Annotated in this window: 10 protein-coding genes, 1 tRNA gene and 1 pseudogene; 9 read left to right on the forward strand and 3 right to left on the reverse strand. The window is 42.3% G+C overall.

Going from position 1 to position 12390, the window contains the following annotated elements:
• Nucleotides 1–39: 39 nt before the first annotated feature.
• The 6 genes from ACUN2T_RS00735 to ycaC all read left to right on the forward strand — a co-directional run bounded on the left by ACUN2T_RS00735 (nucleotide 40) and on the right by ycaC (nucleotide 3063).
• Nucleotides 40–134 (forward strand) — tRNA-Sec (locus ACUN2T_RS00735).
• A 420-nt stretch (nucleotides 135–554) separates the two neighbouring features.
• The gene (locus ACUN2T_RS00740) at nucleotides 555–1592 is read left to right on the forward strand and encodes a hypothetical protein (protein WP_445495783.1); all 1038 of its coding nucleotides are present in this window, start codon (nucleotides 555–557) and stop codon (nucleotides 1590–1592) included.
• A 23-nt stretch (nucleotides 1593–1615) separates the two neighbouring features.
• The gene (locus ACUN2T_RS00745) at nucleotides 1616–1963 is read left to right on the forward strand and encodes a hypothetical protein (RefSeq protein WP_445495784.1); all 348 of its coding nucleotides are present in this window, start codon (nucleotides 1616–1618) and stop codon (nucleotides 1961–1963) included.
• A 73-nt stretch (nucleotides 1964–2036) separates the two neighbouring features.
• Nucleotides 2037–2159, forward strand: coding sequence for a hypothetical protein (locus ACUN2T_RS00750; RefSeq protein WP_445495785.1), 123 nt, complete (start codon nucleotides 2037–2039; stop codon nucleotides 2157–2159).
• A 58-nt stretch (nucleotides 2160–2217) separates the two neighbouring features.
• Nucleotides 2218–2355 (forward strand): TA system toxin CbtA family protein, encoded by a 138-nt coding sequence (locus ACUN2T_RS00755; protein WP_445495786.1) that lies wholly within the window; start codon nucleotides 2218–2220, stop codon nucleotides 2353–2355.
• Between the two features lie 102 nt (nucleotides 2356–2457).
• The gene (gene ycaC, locus ACUN2T_RS00760; protein ID WP_445495787.1) at nucleotides 2458–3063 is read left to right on the forward strand and encodes an isochorismate family cysteine hydrolase YcaC; all 606 of its coding nucleotides are present in this window, start codon (nucleotides 2458–2460) and stop codon (nucleotides 3061–3063) included.
• Nucleotides 3064–3199: 136 nt separating this feature from the next.
• On the opposite strand, the gene ACUN2T_RS00765 is transcribed toward ycaC, so the two are convergent.
• Nucleotides 3200–4225, reverse strand: a complete 1026-nt coding sequence (locus ACUN2T_RS00765; RefSeq protein ID WP_445493927.1) for an IS630-like element ISPlu3 family transposase — start codon at nucleotides 4223–4225, stop codon at nucleotides 3200–3202.
• 516 nt (nucleotides 4226–4741) lie between these two features.
• Here ACUN2T_RS00765 and ACUN2T_RS00770 point away from each other — a divergent pair.
• The 3 genes and pseudogenes from ACUN2T_RS00770 to ACUN2T_RS00780 all read left to right on the forward strand — a co-directional run.
• The gene (locus ACUN2T_RS00770) at nucleotides 4742–6601 is read left to right on the forward strand and encodes a DEAD/DEAH box helicase (protein WP_445495788.1); all 1860 of its coding nucleotides are present in this window, start codon (nucleotides 4742–4744) and stop codon (nucleotides 6599–6601) included.
• Entirely contained in the window at nucleotides 6598–7023 is a 426-nt protein-coding gene (locus ACUN2T_RS00775; protein WP_445495789.1) for a hypothetical protein, read from the forward strand. Before ACUN2T_RS00770 ends, ACUN2T_RS00775 begins: the two co-directional genes overlap by 4 nt.
• A 590-nt stretch (nucleotides 7024–7613) precedes the next feature.
• A pseudogene (locus tag ACUN2T_RS00780) lies at nucleotides 7614–8309 on the forward strand (IS5 family transposase); the annotation flags it as partial.
• A 172-nt stretch (nucleotides 8310–8481) separates the two neighbouring features.
• Here the strand turns inward: ACUN2T_RS00780 and ACUN2T_RS00785 are convergent.
• Together ACUN2T_RS00785 and ACUN2T_RS00790 are read right to left on the reverse strand one after the other, a co-directional pair.
• Nucleotides 8482–9198 (reverse strand): M48 family metallopeptidase, encoded by a 717-nt coding sequence (locus ACUN2T_RS00785; RefSeq protein WP_445495790.1) that lies wholly within the window; start codon nucleotides 9196–9198, stop codon nucleotides 8482–8484.
• A complete protein-coding gene (locus tag ACUN2T_RS00790) occupies nucleotides 9198–12293 on the reverse strand; it encodes a type I restriction endonuclease subunit R (RefSeq protein WP_445495791.1) in 3096 nt (1031 codons plus the stop codon). Before ACUN2T_RS00790 ends, ACUN2T_RS00785 begins: the two co-directional genes overlap by 1 nt.
• Nucleotides 12294–12390: the final 97 nt, after the last annotated feature.

Genomic DNA, 12390 nt, shown 5'->3' on the forward strand with positions numbered 1-12390 from the left:
TATAATCGGCATGTTTTCATAATTCTTTCGTATTGATATGGAAGATCATCGTCCCCGGTGGGGTGGCTGGACTTCAAATCCAGATGAGGCCGCCAGCGGTCTCTGGCAGGTTCGACTCCTGTGATCTTCCGCCAAGTTAAGCCCTTCGAAACTCCACAAATCCCTTATACTCTCTGATATTGCAACAGGTTATGCTCGCTCTATGTTAACGAATGCCGCCCGGAATCAACGCCAATCTGGGGGCATAAAATCTATGGTCACCCTCGTTTTTGCAATACTCATTTTGTGGCACAACAACTACTATAAGGCCAGTATCTGGGAAATGTAGATTGGATATCGTTAGATAATGACTGGATAGAATGTAATCATAGCGAACTGTAGTTTCTCTCATGGATAAATAGTCCTTCAGAGCTGGCAGCCGGAAGCCTCCAAAGGGAGCGGCTTTCTTTCCCGACTTTACATTGGGTAACGGTGCGCATTATTCACCGGATCACCGCTTGCACCTTTCCCTCACTGCCTTAAACTTTCCCCGTCTTTAGTACAAGGAAAATCACATGTCGCATTACTGGTGGAAGGATCTTCTCGATAGGAACAACATTTGGCAGGGGCTGGAACTGCATAGTCAGCTGGCTCCAGCTGACTATGCAGCGGTGGAAATGCGCAGCGGCCATCATGGCCGCATGGCACTGTATATTCGCGAGACGCCGCTATTCTGGGCCTCGATGTTAAACGATCATTCCGGCGTCTGGCTGGTGTTTAACGCAGATCATTTGAACCAGCACGCACTGTTGCCACCCGTGACTTCGCAAGAGGTGGAGTCGATTCAACGTACCGGGCCGCAAGCGTGGACCAGTGAATGGTGCCGCTATTTTGCCCGTCATCTACTGGCATCCTCCGTTCCGCTGTTGTCTGGCCACCGATGGTTGTTGCGTCCCATGTTACCCGTCGTGCCCGCTGCACCTTATTCCCTTGAACGACAGCTACTGGTTGAGCGCTGGTGTTTTCACGCGCCTGCCAGCGCTGGGAATATCGGCTGCGGCTGGGCACTGTACGGCGAAGATTTCCCCGATCTGATAACCCCTGAGCGCGTCTCGCTAGTGGACTGGTGGTGGGGCGGCAATCGGCTGCTCGGGCGATATTCTCTTCAACCGGAGACGGGGCGTCTGAAATGGTGGCGTAAAAAATGCCGGGAAGGCACGTTGCCGCCTGTTCTGCTCTGGTACATCGCCGGGCTAGCATCGTTTATCATCCTCGATGGTCACTACCGTTTGCAGGCGGCCATCGAAGAAGGGATCCCGCCGCAGTTCCTAGTGCTCAGCGAACTCAGTGAACGGACTTTCGTGCCGGATCCAGAGCATCAGGCTCGGGTGCTGCGGGCGTTAGAAGTGCAGCAGCACAATAACCCCGGCTGTAATATTGATGGCGTCAACCAGACGCTGATCAATTTGTATGACTCGCGCTATCTCTATGCCTCTGCCCATAGCCGCGCCGTGCTGGGCGATGGCGAATCTTGGGCGAGGGAAGTGAAGGACTATCTTTACAGACATCAGGCCGAGGACTTTCTGGAGAAGATCCTGCATCGGATCGCGTAATTCAGGGTAAGGAGGTAACGTTTATGCGTCATTTTTTCAGCGAGTACCGAGACACTATCCTCGCTTTTGTCGGCATCATTATCGCCAGCATTTCACTCGGTTTTGCTATCAGGCAGGGGAAGGCGGAGATCAGACATCATCATGTCTCTGTTGAGCCGCGAATAAATGCTTATTTCTCCAATGATGGTCGGAAAAAACAGTGGGGAATTTACGCCATCAACAATGGTATGGGAACGGCGTTTGTCACGAGGATTACCGTAACGGTAGACGGCAAACCGGTTGACGCTGTTGAGGATAATATCTTTGTCGGGGCAGTACAGGCGTTAGGGCTTAGTGCTAACTATTTTGTGATCGGTGCCGCGACCCAATGATTCTTTCAAAGTTGGGGAAGAGATCTTTCTGATCGAAGCGAGAGGCACGGAGACAAGCTGCGCGGATGATTTAATGCGCCTGCGACAGGCTGCACTGTACCCACACCGGCTGAACTTTGTGCTGGATACGGAATCCATCTACGGCGATAAGTTTCGTTATACCTATTCGCAGAATCGGCAAATACGGCGGGAGTAGCCCACACTATCAACGAGAACATTGACTCAGGAGAGACGCTTATTGATGCAATAAACTTTTGTTCAAGTACTACAACCTTGTATGGATTGATCGAAGGGGTTTCTCTGGGCAAGATCAGGGGCCTTGGTTAACTCCATTAGATGTATACAGAGCAAGTCCAGCCTTGGGACGAAACGTTCATAATCCAACCAATTAGCCTGCAAGGAAAAACATGCGGGGCATAATTGGGGGCACATATCAAAATCGCATAGAGAAATAATCAATAAATTCAAATAGAGTACTATTCACATGCGATCCTGTGATTGATAAAAATGATGCGGCTGTTCTGCTGGCTGACCACCAGACTGGATTACTTTCTCTGGTACGTGATATTGAGCCTGACAAGTTTAAGAATAACATTCTGGCATTAAGCGCTCTTGCTAAGTATTTCCACCTTCCTACAATTCTTACTACCAGCTTTGAAACCGGACCTAATGGCCCACTGATCCCTGAGCTAAAGGATCAGTTCCCTGATGCGCCTTACATTGCCAGACCTGGTCACATTAATGCTTGGGACAATAATGACTTTGTTAAGGCTGTAAAAACAACGAGTAAAAAGCAGCTTCTCATTGCAGGTGTTGTCACCGAAGTGTGTGTGGCATTTCCGGCATTGTCAGCTATTGATGAAGGATTTGAGGTTTTTGTCGTAACCGATGCATCAGGTACATTTAGTGAAATGACACGAAACGCAGCATGGCAGCGCATGTTACGAGCGAGGGCTCAACTGATGACTTGGTTTGCAGTTGCGTACGAGCTGCACCGTGACTGGCGAAATGATATTGAAGGATTAGGGAATCTTTTCTCCAATCATATCCCAGATTACTGTAACCTGATGATCAGTTTCAATCTTCTGGCAAAGGGGTAACAGCTGTGTCATGCAACAGGGAGGGTTAATCATATTGATGGATAATGTTCTATCCGGTTACAGCAATAATCCTGCCTTGCAGAGTCTCCGAGGAGATTACTGATTCTAATAACTAACAGAATATACCCAAGAAACTTCAAGATGCAGTTTTTAGCACCTGAAAATGGTCATTAATTCTAGACATCAGCGAGTCCGCTATATCCGGTAGCGTTGTGGTGAAAAATTTGAAGACTTTGTCTCGAAATTCATGTTTATCAGCGAAATAACGGTTATTTCGAACATGTTCATTCATGACCTTCCATAATCGCTCTATCGGGTTTAAATTTGGGCTATAGGGAGGAAGATAATGTAACTCAATATTGCTAACATAAGCCCACTCCTTCACAAGATGAGCTTTGTTGTAACCCGCCCCATCCACAATAAGATGAATTTTTTGATGATAGTCAGGATAAGACTTCCTTATTTCGTTGAAAAAACAGCAAATGTTGTAGTCATTGATGGTTTGATATTCCTGGAACACCGTACGACCAATGGCATTCAGGTTGAGCGCGCCCAATATATTCAGGCGAGTTCGGCTTCCTGTTGTCTTGACGGTTTTTTTCTCGCCTTTTCGCATCCAGCCATAACCGAGTTTGGTGCCTTGAGTCGGGTGAACAGCGTCAAGAAAAAGGATGGGTTCATCTTTCGCTGTGATTTTAAGATTTTCATAATATTCAATAAATTGTATCTGTTTTTCTGCCTCGAATTTATGAGGGACACCACAAGGTTTTTTATAAGAAAAACCCTGACGGTGTAGCCATTTATTCATGCCGGGAATGCTAAAGGTAATATTCCAGAGCTGAGCAACATAGGCCACGATTTCATGGGTGTGATGGAAAAGATGTTGAGATAAGTGGTTGATTAAAAAATCAGTTTGCTCTCGAGAAAGCAAACTATCAGACCCCCCATTATCAGATTTAAGTTTACCTTGATTAAGATAATCACTGATATGGCGGTCAACAGTGGTCTGATGGAGTCGCAATGCCTGGGCTATCATCACAGAACTCCACCCTTCAGAAGCCAGAAGGATCGCTTTTATTCTGTCTCGTACTTGGCCATCACGAGTGGTGTCGTGAAGACGTTCAAGTTTGATTTTTTGTTCTGATGTAATAAATATTTTCATAGCGAGGATAATGATCTCCATTTCGGATAAAATCAAGCATCTTCAATGATTACGGGTATATAGCTAAAGGACTTCTGTATAGTGGTCCTTTTTTGTTTTAAAGAGGAAGAGTGTGAATATGTAATGTCCTTATAATTACACTTTCACCTTATTAAATAATATACCCTTCATTTTTCAAGTTGCTGCTTTGTTGGCTGCTTTCACTTACCCCAATCACATAGTTATCTATGCTCCTGGGAATGCGCTCATTTGCCGCCGCGCTGCAACTTGAAATCTATTGGGTATAGAATTATTCAGAAAATTATATACTGTAAGATATTATTATGTTTTCATTGAAATATATAACGTAAATGAGATAATTAGAAAAAAAGATGAAAATTAATTTATTGAGCTGCTAAGTTATAATGTTTGTGATATTAATCACGATTTTTTCCATACTACATAGACTATTTTAAATGAATGTGTATTTAATAGTGGTTATATTTAAACGTAATTGTTGGAATAAAAGGAATATGTATGTCTTATTTTTTCGACACAGCGGTTAATATTGAGGGAAATAGGAAGTTGAGAATACCTCAAATTGAAGCATATATCAAAATTAGAGACTATTTTAGTCAGCCATATAATAAAGAAGCGTTAGTAGTGCTACCTACAGGTACAGGAAAAAGCGGTTTAATTTCTATTGCACCATATGGAGTATCAAATAAAAGAGTTCTTATCATAACTCCTGGGCTTGTTACTAAAGATAGTATACGAAAAACGCAAGAAGTGTTAGAGAATAATTTCTGGATAAATTGTGATGTTATATTTAGTAGTAAAGATATTCCTGTGGTGAATGAATATCTTCAAGATATAAGTGATGAGCATTTGTTTGCTAGTCATATTGTTTACTCTAATATACATCGAGTGTCAAGTAATCGTGAGACAAGTTTAATAAGCAGAGTTCCGCAGGATTTTTTTGATTTTATTATTATTGATGAAGCTCACCATGCCCCTGCACAGAGTTGGCGTGAGGTTTTAGGATATTTCCGCGAAGCTAAAATACTTCATGTTACAGGAACACCATATCGAGGTGATAATCAAGAAATTCCTGGAGAAAAAATACATGAAACTCCTCTTTCAGAAGTTATGAAAAATAAGTATGTAAAATGGTTAAGAAAAGAGACGGTTAATGCTCATGAGCTGTATTTTTCTATAAAAGAAAACGAGGAAGTTAAATTATCAAAGGAAGAAGTGTTAGCATTCAAAGATAAAGAGTGGATAGAGAAAAGTGTTGCTCTATCGGAGGAATGCTCAAAAGATGTTATTGAATATAGCATATCAAAATTAAATGAATTAAAAAAATTATCTAGCAAAGTACCACATAAAATATTAGCTGTAGGTTGTAGTATTTCTCACGCAGAAGACTTATATCATTGGTATAAAGAAAATGGATTAAATTCTATTATTGTTCATAGTGAAATGGCTTCTGATGAATTGCGTAGAGCTTTTAGAAATATTGAAAATCATCAATGTGATGTTGTAATCTCAGTTAATATGCTGATGGAGGGGTATGATCATAAATATTTAAGTATTCTGGCTATATTCAGACCATATAGAAGTCTTAATGCATTTGCACAAGTGGTTGGTAGAATATTACGTGCAATACCTGATGATGAAATAAAGGCCTTTGAAATTGATAATAATGGATTAGTAATATTCCACGAAGAAATTGGACTGAACACAATGTGGAATGCATTTCAAAAGGAAGTTGATAGAGCTAAAAGAAGAAGTATCCGAGAATATACATTCAGTGATAGGGAATATATTGAGAGAGAAAATTCATTAGCTAGTGTGAATAGTGAGGGTGTTTTTGTTAGTGATAAAGATTCGTATCTTGATGATATAGATTTTAATGAATTATTTGAGAGGAAGAGAGCAGAGATAAATGAGTCAGTATCTGAAAATATAAATAAAATTATTCAATCAGGAGTGAAAATACCTCCCGATGTACTTGAAAAATTGAAAGATTCTCTTGCGGAAGAAGAAACTCGGAAAGCTGCTAAAGTGATAGACCCTGAGTTGATAGGAAAGCGGCCTGCACAAGCAAGAAAAATGATGCGACAAATCTTAATGACTCGGGTACAGGATGAGGTTGCTAATCTTCTGGTTGAAAATGGTATTGATGAAAAAAATTCTGAACTCTATCATATTTTTAATCGCTATATTCCTAATCTGAAGACAACAGATGCTAATGATGGTATTGTTGTTCGCTTCATTAATAGCAAATTATCTAAGATATATGGGGTTGTTAGGGATCGAGATAATAAAACATTGCTAAAATCAATAGATGCAATATCGGGGATACTTGAAGAAGTTAAGAGGATGATACGATGAGCGACTCATTAAAAATAAACGAGATTATAGAAAGAATGGTAGCCTTTTGTTTAGTGAGAGGTGTTCAACCTGATGAGCTCATAACTGCTATTTTTGAGAGTGAATACGATAGTATTGAAACCATTAAGAAATTTAATGATATTCATATGATTATCACCTATAAAGAAAATATAGATAACGAAATGAATATTATTAAAATGAAATATGTATATAAAGAAAATAAACAATTACAGAGGGTAGAGCAAAAGATAAATTCGGGAGCTTATAAAGTTCAATGGGATAGAACGGAGAAACTAGAATCTATTATTAATGAGCTTATAGAGGCTATCGGGGCAGACAAGAGAATATTAGCAGATATTAAAGAAACAATTCCGGTTGAGTTCCTAAGTATTGTTTACCCTAAGCTAAAACTTGTTTGTTAAATATGCGCTAATGAGGATGGAAGGAGGATCCAAAAATTGTAATAAAAATGAAAGAAAACCCATTAATCGAGGGCAAAATATACTATTTATTTTCTTTTGCCAATGAGCGGCAGGTTTATAGGAACCTTTCATCATTCCGAAAACCACCATGATACCTTTATGTTAAAAAAACGCATTGTAACATCCGGTGATATTATCGGGTTTACTGAATAACGCCTTAAAATGGTAGACGGCTCAATCATCAAAAATCACCAAATAGGCTGAATTATACCAATCATAATATACTATTCATCTTTCAAGTTGCTGCTTTGTTGGCTGTTTTCACTTACCCAGTCACATCGTTATCTATGCTCCTGGGGATGCGTTCACTTGCCGCTACGCTGCAACTTGAAATCTATTGGGTATATATTGCCTCTGTTGTTATGGCGCACTGATGTAGAATTTGTCCATAGCTGCTTCTTAGATTGGGCAGAAATAGATCGCTGGTAATATTAAGTTGTAATACCTTAGGGAACCTCTAAAACTTTTCACCGCCACAAAACTGAGTAAAATGTAGGCACGGTACATCTCTGTAAGGTAGCGCCATCATGATACCGATTCGTTCCGCGTTAAAAAAAGACAAGCTGGCCGCTGAATATCACCGTCGAAAAATTGATGAATTAGGTGATCCGCTCCTTGTTCTTGATAAGTATGTTGATTTCTCTGCACTGGCAGATACCGTAGACCGTGTCGCGCCACGAACTATTTCTCCCAAAGGCGGGCGCCCACCCTTCCCGACTGAGGTGATGGTTTGCATCATTATCCTGAAACATTTCCATAATCTTTCCGATGAAAAGGTGGAATATCAATTACTTGACCGAATGCGCTGGCAACGTTTTTGTCGTCTGACCGATGTCATTAATATTCCAGACCGTAACACGATTTGGTGTTTTGAAAAACGGATTGGGCAAGCCAGTGCCAGTGCATTGTTTGAAGAAGCGAAGCATCAACTTTCGGCACAGGGATTCATTCCCAGAGGGGGACAAATCATTGATGCCACGTTGCTCCCCGTGCCTAAGCAGCACAATAAGAAGGAAGAGAATGAACAAATCCGTTAGGGTAAAACCCCGGATAACTGGACGGCAAACAAGCGATGTCAGAAAGATACCGACGCAACCTGGACGAAAAAGCACGGTAAAAGCTATTTTGGCTATAAACTCACCATTAATATCGATGCAAAATATAAAGTGATCCGTCACATCGCGACAGGAACGGCGGCTATCCATGATAGCCAATTTTGTGATGACGCTAAAGGCAACCTGCTATGATTTACAGCGTTTAACTTATTTTGGAAAATCCGGCATTCATGCCTTTTAATCCTTGAAAAAGTCAGAATGCATCACGTTCAATAAGGTCAATTTTATTACGGATGGGGAAAAAATTGATTTTGTTTTTTTGAGGGGTTTTTAGAGGTTCCCCTTAATATTCCCAACGATCAAAAGCCAGTGGCATATTATTGAGCAAATCCCGATGTTCACGCCAATTAGGTATTAGCCGATTCATATGAGCACGGAAATGATCGTTATGATGTCGCTCCAGAAGGTGTACTAGCTCATGCACCAAGATGTATTCAAGACACTCAGGCGGTTTCTTGGCCAACTCAAGGTTAAGCCAAATACGCTTGGTTTCTGTGTTACAGGTTCCCCATTTTGTTTTCATTTTTTTTACTCCCCAATTGGGAAGTGGAACCCCTACTCGTGGCACCCATTGTATTAACAGCTTTTCTATCCGAGTTTTGATTTCTCGACGGTAGAATTCAGACAACACTAACGTCTTTTTTTCTAAAGTGGTTCCTGGATTCACGTACATTAACATTTTGTTATTTCCAGCCATGTTAATTTCATGGCGGCCAATACGTTCCTGTACATTCAACCTGTATCGACGTCCCCAGAGATAGTGAGATTCACCGCTAACCATTTCCCGCTCGGATTGTCGGGGCTGGTTAAGAAAATGGCGTTGTTGCTTTTTAATCCAGGGTATCCGTGAAATCACCGCCATACGTATGGCGGTTTCTGTCATATGTTCAGGCGCGGATACGCGTACCCGTCCATCAGGAGGTAATACACTGATATGCAGATTTTTAATCGCTTTGCGATTTAACTGTAAATTGAACGGTCCAATCTGCATGGTTGGCATTAATGGTAATCCTTTTGTGCTTTAGCCAGCTCCATGATGCTAGGTATATCAACATCATAGCTGGCTGTTTCTTCGCGGACGGCATTGGCGATCTCGCGCTCTTTAAAACGATCCCCTACCCAATCTGCTTTTTTGGTGTAACGAATTGTGCTGTCGATTTTGGTTGCCAGAACTTCATCCTGACCAAAGTTATCGTAAAAGGTTCGCTTTGCTTGTGTATCCATTGAGGGAGGATAAGAAGCCCTGTTGCTCTGCCCCGGGCGAGCCACTTGTTGTGCAAGCTCTATGATGTATTGGAGGTATACTTTGTAATCAATGGCTTGTTGCCGACGTAGCGTGATCAGCTCGTTCAGCAATACCGACATTCTGTCGTAGTATTTGGGGTTAATCGCGTTTTCATCAACGATGGTTCTGCGCACGTTGTTCTCGATGGTTTCGGCCATCGACTCTTGATTGTGACGAATATCCTCAGGCAGCTCATCTAACGCATCAGCGCCTTTCTCAACAATAAGCTCAATCAGACTCAATTCTTCAAAGTCCATCAGTACCTTACTGTCATCTGCGCGAATATACATATCAAGCAGATGGCGCATAGCAGGTTCAAAGCGCTTCATATCTAGCAGATCACCACTGGCCAGTTTCACCTCACCACGCACTTTTTCGTAATGTGTCACCTCTGCCCGTATTTTCTCAATATCTGCGGCAGAGTAGCCGGCATCGGGCATTTCATTGGCAATATTGGCAAAGGCCCGAAGCAATCTGGCGACATTTTGGTACAGTGTCAGTCGTAATGCTTCCTTCTCGGTTAATTCGTCCTGATTAAGGACCGATTCACCGCAGAAATAATGGGTATAGTCTTGCGTATGGCGTGGCGCTTTCACCGGTTCGCACAGGCTTCGGACCATTTCCAGGGCATTTTCCAGATCAAGCCTTGCTTGCTCCAGTCGGTCCTTGAGCAATCCGGCCACATCCTCTTTATCATAGCCGTCAAAAGCCCCGGCGGTATAATCGGTGATAGCTTTATCCAGTGAGCGGAACAGGTCTTTGTAGTCGATGATATAGCCGTATTCTTTATCATCACCATCCAGACGGTTAACGCGACATATCGCCTGGAACAGGTTGTGATCGGTCATTTTTTTGTCAATATACAAATAAGTGGCTGGAGGTGCATCAAAACCGGTGAGCAGTTTATCCACCACGATCAGCAAACGCATTTGGCCGGGTTCATCAATAAAACGTTTTTTAACTTCCTTTTCAAACTCTTCAACCCGGCTGGCAGCTTCGTTCTCGCTTTGCTCGAAATAGTCAGCCAACATTTTGCGATAGATATCGTATTTAAAGAGTTTTTCTGTCAGGCCTGCGCCAGTTTCTTCGCCCTTGATACTGGATGGTGTCGGTTGAAAACTGGTGACAATGGCAACTTTCCCAGATAGATCGCTTCTGTTGAACATCTCATAAGCTTTGCAAGCTTGATAAACACTGGAACATACCAACAGGGCATTACCCCGGCCATCCATCAGTCTGGGACGCGTATCCATGTCCAGCAGAATATCGTTAACGATTTGCTCTAAGCGTGATTTGCTGGACAGAAGTTTCTGCATTGAACCCCATTTCTGCTTCAGTTGGGTTTTCGCCAGATTCGACAAACCACTGGTTTTGGCTTCGAACCAGTCATCGACTTTTTTCTGCGAGGTGATGTGCTGGTCGATATCCCGCGCTTCATAGCGCAGATCTAAAACCACTCCGTCGGCAACTGCCTCATCGAATTTATAGGTATGAATATAAGGTCCAAATACTTCCACTGACTTTTTTTTATCTTTTTTCATCAGTGGCGTACCGGTAAAACCGATAAACATGGAATCCGGAAGAATGGATTTCATCGCCTCGTGTAATTTGCCCGATTGGGTACGATGACATTCATCTACAAAAACAAATAGGTCACTCTTCGGGCGAAATTCTTTAGTGAGAGATTGTTTTAACTCGGCAATAAATGCTTCTGTTGCTGCATTATCTTCAGACTCACTGCTGCGGCCAAATTTATGCACCAGTGAGCAAACCAGCCAGGGATTAGGATGATTCAATGTAGCAATCAAGTCAGCGCCACTTTTGGTGCGATAGATCTCTTCTTCAACGCCGGTAAATACTTTTTCGATTTGTTCATCCAGCTCAGTACGATCGGTGATGATCAGTACCCTGGAGTCTTGCACGTTTTCCCGGATCCATTTAGCCAGCCAGACCATCGTCAGGCTTTTGCCTGATCCCTGGGTATGCCAGATAATGCCTCCTTCGCGCCGGGCAATGTGCTGTTTTGCTGACTGAATACCAAAATATTGATTGTGCCGGCAGGTTTTCTTCACCCCGGCATCAAACACAATAAAGTCGTGAATAATTTGCAGGAAACGTGATTTATTGCAGATACGACTTAAATGAAAATCCAACTTGGATGGGTAGGGATTTTCTATATCCTCTTTCCATTCAAGATAGTATTTCTCTGGTGTTTCAATGGTGCCGTAACGTAATCCCTGAGTGTCATTACCCGCCATAACGAGCTGCATAGTGGTAAAGAAATTGCGGATAAAATCTTTTTTCTGATTATCCAGGTTTTGGTGAATGCCCTCACTCAGATTTACCGAGGCACGCTTTAGCTCCAGCACACTCAGTGCGATACCGTTGACGTAAATCACGATATCCGGACGTTTTTTATTCTCTCCTTTGACGGAAACTTCTTCTGCAATGGCAAAATCATTGGCTTGCGGATTTTTCCAGTCAATAAGCCAGACAGTTTGATTTTGCTCTCCGGCACCTTCTTTATCTTTTACACCGTAACGCAGTAAGTGATGGACATCCTTATTGGCGTAATAAAGCTTCTTACCTTCGCCTAGGGCAGCAGCGATATCCAACTGACGGATGGTTTTGGTGATTAACGCATTACTGACACCACGTTTTTTTAGCCATTTGGTCAGCAGGCCAATATCAATATTTTTATTGTCATCTCTGTCCTGCCAATTCCCCAAATAGCGGTAACCAAGATCGCGCTGGAAAAAACCTATAAGCCGATCCTGTGTTGCCTTTTCACGCTGGCCTACCACTGACATACCGCTCTCCTTTACTTGTGTGTTTAATCCTTCATTAACTTGAAACTAACCTAGTAACGATAAAAATCAATGTTATTCGCCACGTTTAATGCGCGGT

The sequence above is a fragment of the Photorhabdus machadonis genome, assembly GCF_052657765.1.

What these genes read in the sequence shown, in the direction of transcription:
- ACUN2T_RS00775 (WP_445495789.1), top strand. Translation starts at nt 6,598, where the DNA reads ATGAGCGACTCATTAAAAATAAACGAGATTATAGAAAGAATGGTAGCC.
- ACUN2T_RS00770 (WP_445495788.1), top strand. Translation starts at nt 4,742, where the DNA reads ATGTCTTATTTTTTCGACACAGCGGTTAATATTGAGGGAAATAGGAAG.
- ACUN2T_RS00790 (WP_445495791.1), bottom strand. Translation starts at nt 12,293, where the DNA reads ATGTCAGTGGTAGGCCAGCGTGAAAAGGCAACACAGGATCGGCTTATA.
- ACUN2T_RS00750 (WP_445495785.1), top strand. Translation starts at nt 2,037, where the DNA reads ATGCGCCTGCGACAGGCTGCACTGTACCCACACCGGCTGAACTTTGTG.
- ACUN2T_RS00745 (WP_445495784.1), top strand. Translation starts at nt 1,616, where the DNA reads ATGCGTCATTTTTTCAGCGAGTACCGAGACACTATCCTCGCTTTTGTC.
- ACUN2T_RS00785 (WP_445495790.1), bottom strand. Translation starts at nt 9,198, where the DNA reads ATGCCAACCATGCAGATTGGACCGTTCAATTTACAGTTAAATCGCAAA.
- ACUN2T_RS00740 (WP_445495783.1), top strand. Translation starts at nt 555, where the DNA reads ATGTCGCATTACTGGTGGAAGGATCTTCTCGATAGGAACAACATTTGG.
- ACUN2T_RS00765 (WP_445493927.1), bottom strand. Translation starts at nt 4,225, where the DNA reads ATGAAAATATTTATTACATCAGAACAAAAAATCAAACTTGAACGTCTT.